Origin of the sequence: Sphingomonas sp. Ant H11, from assembly GCF_000797515.1 — a bacterium.
Lineage (GTDB): Bacteria > Pseudomonadota > Alphaproteobacteria > Sphingomonadales > Sphingomonadaceae > Sphingomonas.
Map to the genome: position 1 here is coordinate 1 of NZ_JSBN01000003.1, position 18,091 is coordinate 18,091.

Annotated in this window: 11 protein-coding genes, 2 tRNA genes and 5 pseudogenes; 9 read left to right on the forward strand and 9 right to left on the reverse strand. The window is 64.4% G+C overall.

Annotated features, from left to right (window positions below):
* Window positions 1–55 precede the first annotated feature (55 nt).
* Window positions 56–1,513, reverse strand: a complete 1,458-nt coding sequence (gene guaB, locus NW75_RS01145; RefSeq protein WP_033963199.1) for an IMP dehydrogenase — start codon at window positions 1,511–1,513, stop codon at window positions 56–58.
* A 350-nt stretch (window positions 1,514–1,863) separates the two neighbouring features.
* Here guaB and NW75_RS01150 point away from each other — a divergent pair, with 350 nt between their 5' ends.
* Entirely contained in the window at window positions 1,864–2,847 is a 984-nt protein-coding gene (locus NW75_RS01150; RefSeq protein WP_033963201.1) for a zinc-dependent alcohol dehydrogenase family protein, read from the forward strand.
* 26 nt (window positions 2,848–2,873) lie between these two features.
* On the opposite strand, the gene NW75_RS01155 is transcribed toward NW75_RS01150, so the two are convergent.
* A tRNA-Ala gene (locus NW75_RS01155) sits at window positions 2,874–2,949 on the reverse strand.
* A 126-nt stretch (window positions 2,950–3,075) separates the two neighbouring features.
* A pseudogene (locus NW75_RS01160) lies at window positions 3,076–3,392 on the reverse strand (TIGR02300 family protein).
* Window positions 3,393–3,500: 108 nt separating this feature from the next.
* Here NW75_RS01160 and aroA point away from each other — a divergent pair.
* The 3 genes and pseudogenes from aroA to NW75_RS01175 all read left to right on the forward strand — a co-directional run bounded on the left by aroA (window position 3,501) and on the right by NW75_RS01175 (window position 5,735).
* Window positions 3,501–4,849: pseudogene (gene aroA, locus NW75_RS01165) on the forward strand (3-phosphoshikimate 1-carboxyvinyltransferase).
* Window positions 4,846–5,094, forward strand: coding sequence for a CBU_0592 family membrane protein (locus NW75_RS01170; RefSeq protein WP_171010435.1), 249 nt, complete (start codon window positions 4,846–4,848; stop codon window positions 5,092–5,094). Before aroA ends, NW75_RS01170 begins: the two are co-directional and overlap by 4 nt.
* On the forward strand, window positions 5,091–5,735 hold the full coding sequence (locus tag NW75_RS01175; RefSeq protein WP_033963202.1) for a (d)CMP kinase: 645 nt from the start codon (window positions 5,091–5,093) through the stop codon (window positions 5,733–5,735). The genes NW75_RS01170 and NW75_RS01175 overlap by 4 nt, the downstream gene beginning before the upstream one ends.
* Window positions 5,736–5,745: 10 nt before the next feature.
* On the opposite strand, the gene bla is transcribed toward NW75_RS01175, so the two are convergent.
* Window positions 5,746–6,669: a subclass B3 metallo-beta-lactamase gene (gene bla, locus NW75_RS01180; RefSeq protein ID WP_033963203.1), complete on the reverse strand. Its 924-nt coding sequence runs from the start codon at window positions 6,667–6,669 to the stop codon at window positions 5,746–5,748.
* Window positions 6,670–6,965: 296 nt separating this feature from the next.
* On the opposite strand from bla, the gene rpsA reads away from it, so the two are divergent.
* The 3 genes from rpsA to NW75_RS01195 all read left to right on the forward strand — a co-directional run bounded on the left by rpsA (window position 6,966) and on the right by NW75_RS01195 (window position 9,261).
* Window positions 6,966–8,693 carry a 30S ribosomal protein S1 gene (gene rpsA / locus NW75_RS01185; protein WP_010402708.1) on the forward strand — a complete coding sequence of 576 codons (1,728 nt, stop codon included), beginning with the start codon at window positions 6,966–6,968 and terminating at the stop codon, window positions 8,691–8,693.
* 158 nt (window positions 8,694–8,851) lie between these two features.
* Window positions 8,852–9,130 carry an integration host factor subunit beta gene (locus NW75_RS01190; RefSeq protein WP_033963205.1) on the forward strand — a complete coding sequence of 93 codons (279 nt, stop codon included), beginning with the start codon at window positions 8,852–8,854 and terminating at the stop codon, window positions 9,128–9,130.
* A 45-nt stretch (window positions 9,131–9,175) separates the two neighbouring features.
* A tRNA-Leu gene (locus NW75_RS01195) sits at window positions 9,176–9,261 on the forward strand.
* A gap of 144 nt (window positions 9,262–9,405) precedes the next feature.
* Here NW75_RS01195 and NW75_RS01200 read toward each other — a convergent pair.
* The 3 genes and pseudogenes from NW75_RS01200 to araD1 form a co-directional block, all read right to left on the reverse strand.
* Window positions 9,406–10,706: pseudogene (locus NW75_RS01200) on the reverse strand (sugar MFS transporter).
* A 118-nt stretch (window positions 10,707–10,824) separates the two neighbouring features.
* Window positions 10,825–11,751 carry a Gfo/Idh/MocA family protein gene (locus NW75_RS01205; RefSeq protein ID WP_033963206.1) on the reverse strand — a complete coding sequence of 309 codons (927 nt, stop codon included), beginning with the start codon at window positions 11,749–11,751 and terminating at the stop codon, window positions 10,825–10,827.
* Window positions 11,748–12,728 (reverse strand): AraD1 family protein, encoded by a 981-nt coding sequence (araD1, locus tag NW75_RS01210; RefSeq protein WP_033963207.1) that lies wholly within the window; start codon window positions 12,726–12,728, stop codon window positions 11,748–11,750. The genes NW75_RS01205 and araD1 overlap by 4 nt, the downstream gene beginning before the upstream one ends.
* Window positions 12,729–12,845: 117 nt before the next feature.
* Here araD1 and NW75_RS01215 point away from each other — a divergent pair.
* Window positions 12,846–13,996, forward strand: a pseudogene (locus NW75_RS01215) (aldose epimerase family protein).
* A gap of 40 nt (window positions 13,997–14,036) precedes the next feature.
* Here NW75_RS01215 and NW75_RS01220 read toward each other — a convergent pair.
* Both NW75_RS01220 and NW75_RS01225 read right to left on the reverse strand, forming a co-directional pair.
* Entirely contained in the window at window positions 14,037–14,669 is a 633-nt protein-coding gene (locus tag NW75_RS01220) for a 2-dehydro-3-deoxy-6-phosphogalactonate aldolase (protein ID WP_033963208.1), read from the reverse strand.
* Window positions 14,666–15,550, reverse strand: coding sequence for a 2-dehydro-3-deoxygalactonokinase (locus tag NW75_RS01225; protein WP_052191979.1), 885 nt, complete (start codon window positions 15,548–15,550; stop codon window positions 14,666–14,668). The genes NW75_RS01220 and NW75_RS01225 overlap by 4 nt, the downstream gene beginning before the upstream one ends.
* Window positions 15,551–15,786: 236 nt before the next feature.
* Here NW75_RS01225 and NW75_RS01230 point away from each other — a divergent pair.
* Window positions 15,787–18,073: pseudogene (locus NW75_RS01230) on the forward strand (FdhF/YdeP family oxidoreductase).
* The last annotated feature ends 18 nt before the right edge of the window (window positions 18,074–18,091 follow it).

The following is an 18,091-nucleotide window of genomic DNA, read 5'->3' on the forward strand; positions in this document are numbered from 1 at the left end:
CAGCATTGCCCCTCTCCCCAGCCCTCTCCCCGCAAGCGGGGAGAGGGAGATGCAGTTAGCGCGTCGGGTAATTCGGTGCTTCGCGCGTAATATCGACGTCGTGGACGTGGCTTTCCTTCAACCCCGCACCCGTAATCTGCACGAAGCGCGCGCGCTCCTGCAGGTCCTTGAGCGTGGCCGAGCCGGTATAGCCCATCGCCGCGCGAATCCCGCCGACGAGCTGATGGATCACGTCCTTGGCCGGGCCCTTGAACGCCACCTGGCCCTCAATGCCCTCGGGCACCAGCTTCATCTGGTCCTTGATGTCGCCCTGGAAATAGCGATCAGCCGATCCGCGACCCATCGCGCCGACCGAACCCATGCCGCGATACGATTTGTACGCGCGCCCCTGATACAGGAAGGTCTCTCCCGGCGCTTCCTCGGTGCCCGCCAGCAGCGACCCGATCATGCACGCCGAAGCACCCGCCGCCAGCGCCTTGGCGAGGTCGCCCGAGGTCCGCAGGCCCCCGTCGGCGATCACCGGCACGCCCGCCTTCAGGCCGATTTCGGCGCAATCCATCACTGCCGTCAATTGCGGCACGCCGACGCCTGCGACCACGCGCGTGGTGCAGATCGAGCCCGGCCCGATGCCGACCTTGATGCCATCCGCGCCCGCATCGATCAGCGCGCGCGTTGCCTCGGCGGTGGCGACGTTGCCCGCAATCACCTGCACCGAATTGCTGAGCTTCTTCACCCGCTCGACCGCGCGCGCAACGTCGCGATTATGGCCATGCGCGGTGTCGATCACCACCAGATCGAGTTCGGCATCGACCAGCGCCTCGGTGCGGGCAAACCCCTTGTCGCCCACCGTCGTTGCGGCGGCGACGCGCAAGCGCCCGGCAGCATCCTTGGTAGCGTTGGGATAGGTGACAGCTTTCTCGATATCCTTGACGGTGATCAGGCCAACGCAGCGATATTGCTCGTCCACCACCAACAGCTTCTCGATCCGGCGCTGATGGAGCAGACGGCGCGCCTCTTCCTTGCCGACGCCGGTCGAGACGGTCGCGAGATTCTCGTGGGTCATCAGCTCCGACACCGGCTGATGCGGGTTTTCGGCAAAGCGCACGTCGCGATTGGTAAGGATGCCGACGAGTTTGCCATCGGCCTCGACCACCGGGATACCGCTGATGCGGTTGCGCACCATCAAAGCCTGCGCCTCGGCGAGCGTCGCACCGGGCGCGATCGTGATCGGGTTGACGACCATGCCGCTTTCGAAGCGCTTGACCGCTCGCACTGCGGCGACTTGTTCGTCAATCTCGAGATTGCGATGCAGCACACCGATGCCGCCCAATTGCGCCATCACAATCGCCATGTCCGCCTCGGTCACGGTGTCCATTGCAGACGACAGGATCGGGATATCGAGCGCGATACCCTTGGTCACGTGCGTCGCGGTGTTGGTCTGGCTCGGTACGATGTCGGATTCCGCCGGCACCAGCAGGACATCGTCGAAGGTTAAGCCGAGTCGAATGTCCATGGGATGCCGTGTCCTGCGCGTAGTGGGGAGCGAGTCGTGGCGGTCCATGTAAACGCCGACCCGCCGATACGCTAGGGGTGTGGAAGAACGTCTTGCGACTGACCTGGCCTGCGTACCCCATCCCGGTCGAGCGGCGGCCGCGTATCGCTGACCGGCACCGGCGCCGTCCCGCGCAGCCAACGGCACCGGGCTGAATGATCGCCGAACGGCCCTTACAGGTGGAAACCTGCGTAATATCCGAACCTCCCGACGGTCGCGTAGCCCGCTATCATCGGAGTTCCCTGCTCAACGATCGTGAACCTGCGTCTGTCAGGGCAGAACCAAGGCACCCGTGCGAGGAGTTTCGGACCATGAAGGCGATGGTATTGAACCGCGCGGGAACGCCGCTTGAGTGGACCGAGCTGCCCGATCGTGCACCCGGCCCCGGCGAAGTCGGGGTGAAGGTGCTTGCCTGCGGGGTTTGCCGCACCGACTTGCACGTTGTCGATGGCGAATTGCCCGACCCGAAATCGCCGATCATTCCCGGTCATGAGATCGTCGGTCGCGTCGACGCGATCGGTGCGGGCGTCGCAGACTTAGAAATAGGGGATCGGGTCGGCATCCCCTGGCTCGGCCACACTTGCGGCGTGTGCCTATATTGCCGGGAGCAGCGGGAAAATCTGTGCGATGCGCCACAATTCACGGGGTATACCCGGGATGGTGGGTTTGCGACCTCGGTGATCGCCGACGCACGCTTTGCTTTCCCGCTTGGAGAATCCGGTAGCGACGTGTCGCTGGCACCGCTTCTTTGCGCCGGGTTGATCGGCTGGCGGTCGCTTAAGATCGCGGGCGACGGCAAGCGGTTGGGAATTTACGGTTTTGGTGCGGCAGGCCATATCGTCGCGCAAGTCGCAAAATGGCAGGGACGTGCGGTCTTCGCCTTCACGCGACCGGGCGACACACGAACGCAGGACTTTGCGCGAAGCCTGGGCGTGATTTGGGCGGGCGGGTCCGACGAAAGTCCGCCCGAACAGCTGGACGCCGCGATCATCTACGCGACGGCAGGTGATCTCGTTCCGATGGCGCTAAAGGCGGTCCGCAAGGGCGGGCGCGTGGTGTGCGCCGGGATTCATATGAGCGATATCCCGAGCTTCCCCTACGAAGCTCTCTGGGAAGAACGCCAACTCGTGTCGGTCGCCAATCTCACGCGGCAGGATGGAATCGATTTCCTCGGCCTTGTCCCCAAAATCGGGATCGCCGTAAAGACCACGGTCTACTCGCTCCAAAACGCCAATACGGCGTTGGACGATTTGCGGCATGGCCGGTTCGATGGTGCCGCGGTTTTGGTCCCGTGACACATCATCCGGATTTACAGGAAAAATGGTGGAGCCGAGGGGGATCGAACCCCTGACCTCTGCAATGCCATTGCAGCGCTCTCCCAGCTGAGCTACGGCCCCATCGCGTTTTCGAAGGTCCGTAAAACCGGACCTTCAGCGGGAAGGCGTCGCCCCTACCGAGGCGGCGCGCCCTTGGCAAGCGGCCAATGTGCCGCTTGCCAAAAAATCATCGATTACGCCTGGAAATCAATGATCGTCGTCACTGGTCGGCGCTTCCACGCCGAGATCGTCATCACCGCCGAGATCGACCTCGTCGTCGGGCGAGGGCTCCTCGTCTTCACCGGTGTCCAGATCCTCGTCGTCACCGGCGAGATCGTCGTCCTTCTTGATCAGCTCCGGCTTGGCCTGCTCGAACGGCAGCGGCTGCTTCGACTTCAGGATCGGCTCGGGCTCCAATGTGCGCCGCAGTTGATGCACGTGACGGGATCGTCCTTGCCCAGGTCATAAAAACGGGTGGCGCATTTCGGGCACGTACGCTTCGTGCCCCATTCCGGCTGGATCATATGCCGAGTTGACCTTCTTCAAGATGATAATGAGATCTTGCGACCGCGACGCCGCAAAGTGGGGCGCGCCTTGCCATAGCGCAAGCGCACTGTCAAAGCGCGGGGCCGATGGCACATCCTACTCCCGCTCCGCTTGAAGTCCAACCCTCTGGTCCGCTCACCGGTCGCGTTCGCGTTCCGGGCGACAAGTCGATCAGTCACCGCTCGCTGATGTTTTCGGCGCTCGCGGTCGGCACCAGCCGGGTGACCGGCTTGCTGGAAGGCGAGGACGTCCTCGCCACCGCCGCCGCCTTGCGCGCAATGGGCGCGAGCATCGTCCGGGGTGATGACGGCGTGTGGACGATCGACGGCGTCGGCGTCGGCGGCTTGCTGCAACCGGCGAACGCGCTCGACATGGGCAATTCCGGAACCTCGACGCGGCTGCTGATGGGGCTGGTCGCCAGCCATCCAATCATCGCCACCTTTATTGGCGATGCCTCCTTGTCCAAGCGTCCGATGGGCCGCGTGATCACGCCGCTGTCGCAAATGGGCGCGGAGTTCACGTCGAGCCCCGGCGGACGGCTGCCGCTGATGCTGCGCGGGATCTGCCCCGCCATTCCAATCACCTACACCCTGCCCGTCGCCTCGGCGCAAGTGAAGTCGGCGGTGTTGCTGGCCGGGCTCAACACGCCGGGGATCACCCGCGTGATCGAACCGGTGGCGACCCGCGACCATAGCGAGCGGATGCTGCGCGGCTTCGGCGCGAAGGTGACGGTCGAGCCATCACCGCAAGGTCGGATTATCGCGATCACGGGGGAGGCTGAACTGCTTCCTCAGGAGATCGTCGTGCCCGGCGACCCCTCCTCCGCCGCCTTCCTGGTCGTCGCGGCGACGATCGTGCCAGGGTCGGACATCGTCGTCGAAAATGTCGGCCTCAACCCCACCCGCGCGGGCCTCTTCACGGCGCTCCGCATGATGGGTGCCAGCATCGAGGAACTCGACCGGCGCGAGGTTGGTGGCGAACCCGTCGCCGATTTGCGCGTGCGCCATGCCGCACTCACCGGCATCGAAATCCCGCCCGATCTCGCCCCGAGCATGATCGATGAATATCCTGTGCTGTTCGTCGCCGCCGCCTTCGCTTCCGGGCGGACGATCGCGCGCGGGGCCGACGAACTCCGCGTCAAGGAATCGGACCGCATCGCCGCAATGGCCGCAGCGCTCGGCGTGATCGCGCGCGCGTCGAAGAGGTCGAGGATGGCATGATCATCGACGGCAGCGGCGGCGATCCCCTCCCCGGCGGGGGCACGGTGGCGACCTTGCTTGATCACCGTATCGCGATGAGCATGGCGGTGGCAGCGCTCCATTGCCGCAAAACCAACGCCGGTGCCGCGCTGACGCTCGACGATGCCAGCCCGGTCGCGACCAGTTACCCCGCGTTCTTCTCGCAGATCCGGCAATTGCAGGGCGACGCCCGGTGATCGATTCGCATGCGGCCGATATCATCGGCTTTGTCGGTGCCCTGACCATTCTCGCCGGGTTCGCGTATCAAACGCTGCGAAATGCCGCGCCCAACCTTCTGTCGAATGGTCTGAACTTTCTCGGCGCATCGCTGCTGGCGATATCGTTGATGGTCAACTACAACCTCCCCGCGCTCGCCCTCGAATTGGCCTGGGCGGTGATCGCGCTCCTTGGATTGGTTCGCATTTTGAGTTTTCGCCGATGATTATTGCTGTCGATGGACCCGCCGCGTCCGGCAAGGGCACGATCGCGCGCGCGCTCGCCCAGCATTATGGCCTGCCGCATCTCGACACCGGGCTGCTCTATCGTGCGGTCGCGGCGAATGTAGAGCGGTTGGAACTGGACGGTTCGATCGAGGCCGACGCTGTCGCCGCGTGCGATTTTGACGATGCCCTGCTCGACGATCCGATCCTGCGCACCGACGCGATCGGTTCGCTCGCCTCGATCGTGTCGGCGCATCCGCTGGTGCGCGCGGCATTGTTTCACCGGCAAAAGCGTTCCGCCTATCAACCCGGCGGCGCAGTGCTCGACGGGCGCGACATCGGCACGGTGATCGCCCCCGATGCCGACGCCAAGCTCTTCATCCGCGCGACGCCCAATATCCGCGCCAAGCGCCGCCATGCCGAGCTGCGCGCGCACGGTTCGACGATCAGCCTCGACAAGGTGCTGGCCGACATTCGCGCGCGCGACCTGCGCGATTCGACACGGTCCAACGCCCCGCTGGTTCCCGCCAACGACGCGGCCTTGCTCGACACCAGCTTCCTCTCGATCGAAGCCAGCGTGCAGCGCGCGATCGCGATCGTTGACGCCAGGCTTCAGGCGAAATCTGCTCAGGCTGAAGGATAGTCCCTCGCGCTCACTGCGGGTCGGCGGGCTTCGCTTCCCTGGCCAGCCGGGCGTCGAGGATGCTCGTGTAGCTGGCACTCAGTTTTCGGCAGGCGGCGGGATCTATGAACGGATTGGGCGTCGGGTGTCGCTCGAACTGCGCAAACGTCACATCCCCGCCGGAATTGTCCGGATGCGCGGTGAACAGAATATCGCACGGCAATGCGCCGACCCGGGCAATCGTCTGCCGGAACGTGGCGACGATGGCGCGGTGCGCCGGATCCGAGAAACGGTAGCCGTCCACCGATACCGGGTTGATGCTGGAGGCGAACACTATGTTCAGGCAGCGCCCAGCCTCGCAGGACCGCCACCGCCAACTCGTGCTTCCGGCGGCATGGCCGGGCGTGGCCACTGCGGTGACGTCGACTTTCCCCAGCCGGACTGCCTCGCCATCCTTCACCACTCGCAACGGGCCGGTAACGGCAGGAAGATTGGGTAATTGCCCGAATTGCGGGTCATCGGCATCGCTATGCCCCTGCCGAAGCGTTTTGGCGGCCGGCGCGCTGGCTATTATTGTCGCGCCGCTATCACGCGCAAGCGCGGCCAGCCCGCCGGCATGGTCATAATGCGGCTCGGTGCTGAGGATGAATTTCACGTCGCGCAGCTTGAAACCGAGCGTGCGAATATTGGCTTCGACCGCCGCGACCGATTGCGGGAGCGCCGCATCGATCAGGATCAGCCCCGCCCCGGTATCGATCAGCGCGACGTTCATCTTGCGGAAGCCGACCAGATAGGTGTTGCCGTAGATGCGCGTGGGTGGTTGTAGTGCCAGCCAGCGCGCGGCGTAGTCGGCGGCGATCGGCCGGGTCAGCGGATCGTCGACGGCCTGCGCCACGGCGCTGCCGCCGATCATCAATAACGTGCCTATTGCAATCGCCGATCGATAATGCCGCATATCGCTCCCCTGTCTCTCCCGCATTGGTATAGCCAACGGCACCGTGCCTCAACGCCCCCCTACGGCTTGCCCGCAGTGGCATCTCACGCTATAGAGCGGTCGTCCGGTGAGCGGTGTTCACGGAGGCTGGCGCGACAGGCATGTCCTCTCGCGCCTTTTCGCATTCGCGCGACTTGGCCCTCCCTGCCCCCAATCCAACGGATGTCGGGCTGCGCATACGGCCACCCCGACACCATTGGCCAAGACCGCCGGAGACAACCGGCTGGCCGGAACATGATTTAGGAATACAAGACTTTATGGCCACTCAGGCAAACCCAACCCGCGACGATTTCGCCGCCCTTCTCGAAATGACGCTCGGCGGTGCCGACAGCTTCGAAGGCCGCGTCGTCAAGGGCACCGTCACCGCGATTGAAAACGACCTCGCCGTCATCGACGTCGGCCTGAAGTCGGAAGGCCGCGTTCCGCTGCGCGAATTCGCGATGCCGGGCCAGAAAGCCGATCTCAAGGTCGGTGACGAAGTCGAAGTGTTCGTCGACCGCGTCGAGAACGTGCACGGCGAAGCGATGCTGTCGCGCGACCGCGCCCGTCGCGAAGCCGCCTGGGACACGCTCGAAACCGAATTCGCCAAGACCGCCCGCGTCGAGGGCGTCATCTTCGGCCGCGTCAAGGGCGGCTTCACGGTCGACCTCAACGGTGCCGTGGCCTTCCTGCCGGGTTCGCAGGTCGACATCCGCCCCGTGCGCGACGTCACCCCGCTGATGGACATCCCGCAGCCGTTCCAGATCCTCAAGATGGACCGCAAACGCGGCAACATCGTCGTGTCGCGTCGCGCGATCCTCGAAGAAACCCGCGCCGAGCAGCGTTCGGGCCTGATCCTCAGCCTCGCTGAAGGCCAGATCATCGACGGCGTCGTCAAGAACATCACCGATTACGGTGCGTTCGTTGACTTGGGCGGCATTGACGGCCTGCTGCACGTCACCGACCTCAGCTACAAGCGCGTCGGCCATCCGTCGGAAGTCCTGAACATCGGCGATACCGTCCGCGTTCAGATCATCCGCATCAACAAGGACACGCAGCGCATCTCGCTCGGCATGAAGCAGCTCGAGAGCGATCCGTGGGAAGGCGCTGCCGCCAAGTATCCGGTCGGCGCGAAGCTGTCGGGCCGCGTCACGAACATCACCGAATATGGTGCGTTCGTCGAACTCGAGCCGGGCATCGAAGGCCTGGTCCACGTGTCCGAAATGTCCTGGACCAAGAAGAACGTCCATCCGGGCAAGATCGTTTCGACCTCGCAGGAAGTCGATGTCGTGGTCATCGAGGTCGACCCCGACAAGCGCCGCATCTCGCTCGGCCTCAAGCAGGCGATCAGCAACCCGTGGGAGGCCTTCGCCGAAGCGCATCCGATCGGTTCGACCGTTGAAGGCGAAGTCAAGAACGCGACCGAATTCGGTCTGTTCATCGGCCTCGACAACGACGTCGACGGCATGGTCCACATGTCGGACATCGCCTGGGGCGTGTCGGGCGAAGACGCCCTCAACCTGCATCGCAAGGGCGAGGTCGTTCAGGCGATCGTGCTCGACATCGACGCCGAGAAGGAGCGTATCTCGCTTGGCATGAAGCAGCTTGAGCGTGGTGCTCCGGCAGCCGGTGCGGCAGCGGCAGGCGGCAACGCTTCGTCGGGCCTCAACAAGAATGCCATCGTCACGGTCACCGTGCTCGAAGTCCGCGATGCGGGTCTCGAAGTGCAGGTCGGCGACGACGGCGCGACCGGCTTCATCAAGCGCACCGATCTCGGCCGCGATCGCGACGAGCAGCGTCCGGAGCGGTTCCAGACCGGCCAGAAGTTCGATGCGATGGTGACCGGTTTCGACCGTTCGAAGAAGCCGACCTTCTCGATCAAGGCGATGCAGATCTCCGAAGAGAAGCAGGCCGTGGCGCAATACGGCTCGTCCGACTCGGGTGCGTCGCTGGGCGACATCCTCGGTGCCGCGCTCAAGGCGCAAGGGGCCGACAGCAAGAAGTAAGGCCAAAGGACGGGGTTATTCATCCAAATGGAGTAGCCCCGTCCTGTCCTTTCACGTCGTTTCGTGGCTATCGTTCATGATGGACTTACGATAAATAAAGTCCGAAGCGGCCACTTCATTCCATTGGAGCAAGGCCGCGGCGGCAAGGAAACGACGCGATGATCCGATCTGAACTGGTGCAAACATTGGCAGCTGAAAACCCCGATCTGTCGCTGCGCGACATCGAGGCGCTGGTCACCACCTTTTTCGACGAGATCACAAAGCGACTGGCACTGGGCGGGCGTGTTGAACTCCGCGGCTTCGGTGCCTTTTCGACCCGCGCCCGCGATGCGCGCACCGGACGCAACCCCCGCACCGGCGAATTGGTCGATGTCGGCGCGAAGCGCGTCCCCTATTTCAAGCCTGGCAAGGAAATGCGCGCGCGCCTCAACGTCTAAGCGACTTGACGCAACCCGCGCGGTACGCTTGGAATTTCCGCACATGCGGACGTGGCGAAATTGGTAGACGCACGGGACTTAAAATCCCTCGCCCTCAGGGTGTGCGGGTTCGAGTCCCGCCGTCCGCACCATATACATCTCTGAAACGATGCACCCTGCCTTCGCAGGGTCAGCCGGTGCATGTCGGTCGGCTTGAGCGCGGACCGGGACAAACCCCATAACGGGCGCACGGTCCAACCCGACATAGCAGGTTCGCCGTGCACCCATCGGTGCGGCTATGCCGTCTTGCTGCCCCATAGCGCGTAGAACAGCACATAGACCTCGCACGCGGCGGTCAGCAGGAACGAGGTTTGCAGGCCATAGCTATCGGCCAGCCAGCCCTGCACCACGACCAGAGCACCGCCTGCGATCGCCATGATCAGCAGGCCCGATCCCTCCTCGGTCAGCGGCCCGAGGCCCTTGATGCCGAGCGTGAAGATCGTCGGGAACATGATCGAGTGGAACAGCCCGACCGAAATCAGCGCCCACATCGCGACATGGCCGGTGGTGAAGGCGGCGATCAACATAACGACCGTCGCACCGATACTGGCGACCGCCAGCGCGTGTCCGGCCTCGATGCGCTGCATCGCGAACGCCCCGACCAAACGGCCCACCATCATCCCGCCCCACAACAGGAACAGATAATTGGAGGCCTGCTGGTGCGTCAGGTTGCCGATCTCGGGCTGCGACACGAAGTTGATGAACAGGTTGCCGACGCCGATCTCGGCGATCAGGTAAATGAAGATCGCCGGAATGCCGAGCACGAGATTGCGGTGCTGCCACAGGGGATGATGCGCGATGCGATAGCCGAGCGACTTGCCCGAGGGGGGTGCTTTGGCGGCGCGCTGCGTCGCGACGCCCATCGGCGGCAGCGGATAGCGCGCGATGATGACGGCCAGCACCGCAAGAACAACGGCGACGATGACATAAGGCAGCACGACCGATTGCGCGTCGGCCAGCCGCTCGGCCGGGGTCAAGGCGGCAGCTCCTGCCGCAGCCGTTCCCGACGTCGTGCGGCCAAGGATCAGATAGCCGCCGAACAACGGCGCGAGCGTCGCCCCTGCCGAATTGAATGCCTGCACCAGGTTCAACCGCGATGACGCGGTCTCGGGCTTGCCCAGCACCGAAACATAGGGGTTGGCAGCGACCTGTAGCAGCGTGATCCCACTGGCGATTACGAACAGGGCGAACAGCGTCACTTCATAGGAAGGAAGCTTCGCCGCGGGCACCATGATCAGCGCGCCCACCGCCATCATCCCCAAACCAATCACCATCGAGCGCTGATAGCCGACCCGTTCGATCACCATCGCGACGGGATCGAGGCGAAGAAATAGGCGATGAACCAGACCGATTCGATCAAGGTGGTCTGGGTGTAGCTCAGCGCGAACACGCTGCGCAGGTGCGGCAACAGCGTACCGTTGATGACGGTGATGAAGCCCCACATGAAGAACAGGCTGGCAAGCAGTGCCAGCGCCCGCCCTGCTTTTGGTCCGCTCGCGCTTTCCGATATCCGCGCCGTTGGGGCCACCATCGCCATTACCTGTCTCTCCTGAATCAATCCTCTATTGTCTGAGTATATGTGGCCAGCGAGCGCGTCAAACGCCGATCGCGCGACGGATGGCGCACCATCTCAGCGCGCGCCCGCTATGGTCGATTCAATCGTCGAAGGGGTCCGTATCGCGGCGGCGGCAGCGCAGGAATGCGTCGGCGACCAGTCGCAGCGGAGTGCGATCGACATCGCTCTCGCCTTTTGCGATCAGCGCGGCAAAATGATGATAGAGCGCGGCATATTCGGCTTCGGGGGCACTTTCCCGCGCCATGCCGTTGATCGTCAAGCGACTGCCGCCATGCGTCAGCATCAGTGTGCCGTCATCGGTATCGACGACGATATCCCATGTCTGTGGGCCGGTCTGCCGCCAATCGAACACGGCGTGGACCGGTGCACCGCTCATCCCGATCATGTTGAGCTCGGCGGCGATCGGCGCGGCACGGTTTGCGGGGAAGTCGAGCGTGCCGTCGTGCAAATAGAAATGGCGCGGCAGGATCCGCGTCGCGATCGACAGCGCGTTGATGCCCGGATCGAACACACCGAGCCCGCCCGGCTCCCAGATCCATTGCTGCCCGGGATGCCAGCGCCGGACATCTTCTTTCCAGGTGATCTCGACATGGTTGATGCGCCGCTCGGTGAGCCACGCGCGGGCGTCGTGCACCGCAGGCGCAAAGCGCGAATGCCATGCCGCGAACAGCGTCGTGCCGGCAGCGTCAGACAAGCGCGTCAGCGCTTCGACTTCGGACAGGGTCGCGCCAGGGGGCTTTTCCAGCAGCACATGCTTGCCCGCGCGGATCGCCTGCACGGCGGCATCGAACCGCACCTGCGGCGGCTGGCACATCGCGATCGCGTCGATCGCGATGTCGGCATTGAGCATGGCCTCTACCGACGCGAACACCGGCACATCGGCGAGCGTCCCGGCCAGCGTTGCCGCCGCGACCAATTCGAACTCGGGCGACCCGGCGATCGCGGGCAAATGCTGGTCATGGGCAATCTTGCCGAGCCCAACGATGGCGACGCGGATCGGGCTCACAGCGTTTTTACCGACACGGGCGTGGCGGGTTCCGCGCCGATCGGGTTGCGCACGGGATAGTGGAATGGGGCCGCAGCGATCTCGAAGATGTCGCCCGGTTGGGTGTGAACCGCGTCGCTGAACGACAGCGTCGCCGTGCCGAAGAAATGGACGTGTACGTCGCCCGGACGCCGAAACAGTGCATATTTGAAATGGTGATGCTCAAGGTTGGCGATGCTGTGCGACATGTTCGCTTCGCCCGATACGAACGGCTTTTCCCATAGGACAGTGCCATCGCGAAGTATCTTGCTGGTGCCCTCGACATGTGACGGCAACGGCGTGATCAGCAATTCCGGGCCGAGCGCCGCGGGCCGCAATTTGGAATGGGCGAGCCACAGATAATTGCCGCGCTCCGTGACATGATCGGAAAATTCATTGGCGAGCGCAAACCCGAGCCGCACCGGGGTGCCATCCTCATCGATCAGGTAGATGCCGGCAATTTCCGGCTCCTCCCCCGCATCGAGCGCGAACGCCGGGGACGGTAGCGGCGCGTCGGGCGCGATCAACGCGCTGCCATCGCCCTTGAAGAACCACTCGGGCTGGGCACCGACCGCGTCTCCCTCGGGCTTGCCGCCCGCCACCCCCATCAGGAACATCTTCATCGAATCGGTTTGCTGCGCGGCATCATCGATCGCACGGTGCATCTTGTCGCGCCCTTCGGCCGAGCCGAGGTGTGTCAGGCCCGTGCCGGTCATCAGCAAATGCGCGGTATCGGGGTGGTCGATCGGTGCGAGCACGGTGACGCGCGACAGATCGACCGGTTCGCCCTCGCCCAACGCGCCGATCATCTCGATCAGGCTGTGTCGCTCGGCAAGCGCGCGGCGCGCCAATTCCACCACAGTAGTCACCCCCGGAACCGTTCGCAGCATGTCGCCCTGCGCGACGACCACCGCACGGGCACCATCTGGCTGGCGGATCTGAATCAGCGAAACCGTCACTCTATCTCTCCGTCGTTCGGGCCGGTCGGGCAGTCGGCATAATCGCGCAAGGTGCCCTTTGCATCTATTTTGTCTGAGTATATAGCAAGTTCAAACTGGTCAACGATGGGAGAGTTTATGCGGCGCCACGGTCTGGGTTGGACGAAGACAACGCTACTCGCAGCGCTCGTAACGTGCGTCGCGACACCGGCCTTCGCCGCGACGGCGGAACGACGCCCCTTCGGCACACTGGCCGACGGGACCGCAGTCGAAGCCGTGACGCTGAAGGGCGCAAACGGCGTCAGCGCGACGATCATTTCTTTCGGCGCGACCCTGCAAGCGTTGAAAGCGCCCGACCGAGACGGCAAGATCGCCGATGTCGAACTCGGCTATGACGATCTGCAAAGCTATGTCGATCGTCCCAATTTCTGGGGTGCGAGCGTGGGCCGCTATGCCAACCGCATCGCGGGCGGACGCTTCATCCTGGACGGGAAGACCATTCAGCTTGCGCAGAACGATAAGGGCAACTCGCTGCACGGCGGCACCAAGGGCTTCGACAAACAGCCGTGGCGCGTGGTCTCGGTAACCTCCGGTCCTACCGCGCGCGTGACGTTTGCGCTGACAAGCGCGGCGGGTGACCAGGGGTATCCCGGCACGCTCGCGGTCACCGCCAGCTATGCACTCGACGATGCGGGCAACCTGACGATCGACTATGATGCGACCAGCGACGCGCCGACGATCGTCAACCTCACCAACCACGCGATCTTCAATCTCGCCGGGGAAGGCGCGCCGCAGGGTGCCCTGCAACACCGGCTGACCATCCCCGCCGCCCGTTACACCCCGGTGAATGCGCAACTGATCCCGACCGGCGTGCTGAAGCCCGTCGCGGGCAGCGTGTTTGATTTCACGCACGGCGCGTGCTTCAGGATGGCATACGCGACGGCACCGACCCGCAAATCGTGTTCGGCCGCGGCTATGATCACAATTTCGTGCTCGATGCCGGGCGGACCAAGGAGCCCAAGCTTGCCGCGCGGCTGGAAGATCCGGCCTCGGGTCGCGTGCTTGAGGTGTTGACGACCGAACCCGGCGTTCAACTCTACACCGGCAATTTCCTGGATGGCACGCTGATCGGCAAAAGCGGGCACCTGTACCGCATGGGCGACGGCATCGCGCTTGAGCCGCAACTCTTCCCCGACACGCCCAACCAACCGGCGTTCGGATCGGCGCGCGTCGATCCCGCCAATCCCTATCACCACCGGATGGTCTTCCGGCTGTCGACCACGCGCTGAGGCGTAGCGACGGGGCCTGTTCGATCGGGCGATGTGCGATCTACGCCGTCGCTCGCGCCGCCCGGAAGGCGCTAACCAACGCACGCCCGCGCGCGCCGGTGTCTTCCGCCGAACGACCCGGCGCATAAAGCGAGGAGCCGATGCCGAAGCCGGCCGCCCCGGCCGCACAATACGCGGCCATCGTCTCGGCATCGACGCCGCCGACCGGAAACACCGGCATCGCCTTCGGCAACACCGCCCGCATCGCCTTCAAGCCTTGCGGACCGGCGACTTCGGCAGGAAACAGCTTCAAGCCATCGGCCCCCGCGTCGATCGCGGCAAAGGCTTCGGTCGGCGTGAAGAAGGCGGGCAGCGACACCAGCCCCAGCGCCTTGGTCGCGCGGATCACCTCGATATTGCAATTGGGCGAGATCACGATCTGCCCCCCGGCATCCTGGACGCGTTGCACATCGTCCGGGTGCAGCACCGTCCCCGCCCCGACCAGCGCGGTATCCCCCAGCGTATCGACGATGGCGCGGATGCTCACAAACGGCTCGGGCGAATTGAGCGGCACTTCCAGGCACCGGAAGCCGCACGCGAACAAGGCGCGCGCCACCGGTCCCGCCTCGGCGGGCGTGAGCCCCCGCAGGATCGCGATGAGCGGAAGCTCGCCCAGCAAGTCGTCGAAGGTCATCGGATTTCCTTTCCAATCGTCCACAGTCCGGCGGCGGTGGCCGCATCGCCATCGACGAGGTCGATGTCTGTTCGCCCGGCAAGGGCGAAGGCGGTGCGATAGCGCGCACTGAGCGCTGGATCGCCGATCATCGTGATCGTGCCAGGCGCTGCCCCCATCATCGCGCCGATCTCGGCCCCGATCAGCAGGCCCGACAGATACGCCGCAACCTCCCGCGTAGAAAGCTTCCCCAGCAGCACCTCCGCACGCGCCGAGAATAGCAGCATCGACACCGCCGGATCTGCCAGCGCGCGGTTCACGCCACGGGCAAAGGCACCCGCGGTGTCATGCTCGCCCGGATCCTCTGCCAAACGACCCAGCAACGAATGTCGCAGCAATACGGCGTAAAGCTCGCCGGTCATCGCCGTACGAAAGCCCGTTACGCGCCCGGCGTCCAGCATCGCCCATTTGCTGTGCGTTCCGGGCAGCACGACCACCCCGTCACGCACGCCCGCACCCAGAATCTGCGTTTCCTCTCCGCGCATCACGTCGCCCAGTCGAACCGGCTGATCGACCGAGAGCCCGGGCACGATGTGGCACTGGCCAAGCGCGGTATCGAAGCCCTGCGTCGCCGCTGCGAGCGCGACCGGATCGGCCGGGCATGGCAGATAGGCGGCCTCGTGCCAGCCATTGCGGCTTCCGATCATGCCGGCCAATACGATCACCGGCCGATCGCCGATCCACCCGTCGATCAACGTGCCCAAGACCGCCTCGAACGCGCCATCCTCGATCGTCGCGATGCCACGCGATGAGACGCGCCGTTCGATCACCTTCCCCGTTGCGTCGAAGCGAAAACCTCGCAGGTTGGACGTGCCCCAGTCGATGCCGATCAATCCCGTCATCGCGGCAGCACTTCCCGCGCCACACGATCCATGATTGCAACGTCCGCCATGACACCTCCGGGTTTTCGGGGAACACGCCCACTTGAGCAAAAACCGCTGTGCGGCGTCATGTTCGACTCCCCACCGGCTGACAAGTCCGCCGCGCAACCTCGTGCAGCATTCGGCGTTGAGCCGGGGGACAGTTGCAGCGTACGTATTCATCCCCTCCCCTAATTCTATCGACAAGGCGCGCAGACATGGCCGAGCACAAGGACCTTCCCCACGCTTCCGGTCCCGCTGGCGGCTGGGGTTCGCTGCGGGGAATCGCGCACGCCTATGGCGACGCCTTGCCCAGCCCCGCCGCCTTGCGCAGCCTCGGGCGAATCAACAAGCCCAAGGGCGTGATGTGCGTGTCCTGCGCCTGGCCCAAGCCCGCCAATTATTCGGCGTTCGAATTTTGCGAAAACGGCGCGAAGGCGACGCTGTGGGAGCTCACCAGCGCACGCTGCACCCCCGCCTTTTTGGGAAGAAGACAGCCATACCGTCACCGCACTGCGCGACTGGAAGGATCATGATCTCGAAAAGACCGGCCGCCTGACACACCCGCTGCGCTACAATGCCGCGACCGACCGCTATGAGGAAGTGTCGTGGAACGAAGCCTTCGCCGCGATTGGCGCGACGCTGAACGCGCTCCCCAAAAATAGCGCGGTGTTCTACGCTTCGGGCCATGCCGGGCTCGAAGCCTCCTATCTCTACGCGCTGCTCGCGCGCGTTCACGGCACCAACAACCTGCCGCAAAGCTCCAACATGTGTCACGAGACCACCTCGGTCGGGCTGACCAAGGTGATCGGCTCGCCCGTTGGCACGATCGTGTGGGAGGATCTCGCCGAAACCGACGCCTTCTTCGTGTTCGGCCAGAACCCCGGCACCAATAGCCCGCGCTTCCTCCACCCGATGAAGGAATTGAAGGATCGCGGCGGCAAGATCGTCACCTTCAACCCCGTCATCGAACAAGGCCTCGTCTCCTTCGTCGATCCGCAAAGCCCGGCCGCGATGCTCACCGGCAAGGAGACCAAGATCTCCGACCAATATCATCAGGTGAAGGCCGGCGGCGACATCGCCGCGATCCTTGGCCTGTGCAAATGCGTGGTCGAGGCCGACGATGCCGCCAGGGCGGCGGGCACGGCGGAAGTGATCGACCACGCCTTCGTTGAACAGCACACCACCGGCTTCGACAGCTTCATCCAGTCCTGCCGCGACGCCGACTGGGCCGAGATCGAGCGCGAATCCGGCCTGAGCGAAGCCGCGCTGCGCGAGGCCGCCGAAGTCTATATCGCCGCCGAAAAGGTGATCGGCGTGTATGGCATGGGCCTGACGCAGCACGCGCACGGCGCGCTGAACATCGCGATGCTGGTCAATTTGCTGCTGCTGCGCGGCAATATCGGTCGCCCCGGCGCCGGCTGCTGCCCGGTGCGCGGACACAGCAATGTGCAGGGCCAGCGTACCGTCGGCATTGCCGAAAAGGCACATCTCGTCCCGCTCGACAAATTGAAGGAGCTGTTCGGCTTCGATCCGCCGACCGAGGACGGCATGAATATCGTCCACGCCGCCGAGGCGTTGTTCGAGGGCGAGGTGAAGGCGTTCATCTCGCTCGGCGGCAATCTGGTGCGCGCCGTGCCCGATCAGCAACGGATGGAGGCCGCCTGGGCGGCGCAGGACCTCACCGTGATGGTTTCGACCAAGCTCAACCGCAGCCACCTGTTCCCCGCCAAACAGGCCTATATCCTGCCCTGTCTCGGCCGCTTCGAAACCGACGCGCAAGCGACCGGGCCGCAGACCATCACCAGCGAGGACAGCTTTTCGATGATCAGCGCCTCGATCGGCTATCGCCCGCCCGTGTCGGAGAGCGTGAGGAGCGAGTTGGCGATCGTCGCGGGTATCGCCAAGGCGACGCTACCGCCGCTGCCCGCGCTGCAATGGGACGCCTGGACCGGCGATTACGCGCTGGTACGCGATTTGATCGAGCGTACCTATCCCGACGATTTCCGCGATTATAACAAGCGCATGTATCAGGCCGGCGGCTTCTATCGCGGCAATGGCGCGCATGAGCGGGTGTGGAAGACGCCCGAGGGCAAAGCGGTGTTCACCACGCCCGGCGCGCTCAATTCGGTCGGCTTCCAGGATGCACCCGGCCGCTACCGCCTCATCACGATGCGCTCCAACGATCAGTTCAACACCACGATTTACGGCTATTCGGATCGGCTGCGCGGGCTCGAAGGCTCGCGCGATATCGTGCTGATGTGCCCGGAGGACATGGCCGAAGCCGGGCTCACCGACGGCCAGACGATTACGCTGGTGACCGACGTCGCCGACGGCCACGACCGCCGCCTGACAGGCCTTACACTGACCGCCTACCAGCTCCCGCGCGGCACGATCGCGGGTTATTACCCCGAGTGTAACGTGCTGGTACCGATGCAGCACCATGACGAACTGTCGGGCACGCCCGCTTCGAAATCGGTGCCGGTGCGAGTGGAGGCGAGGTGATGGCCGCTTCGCGTTCGC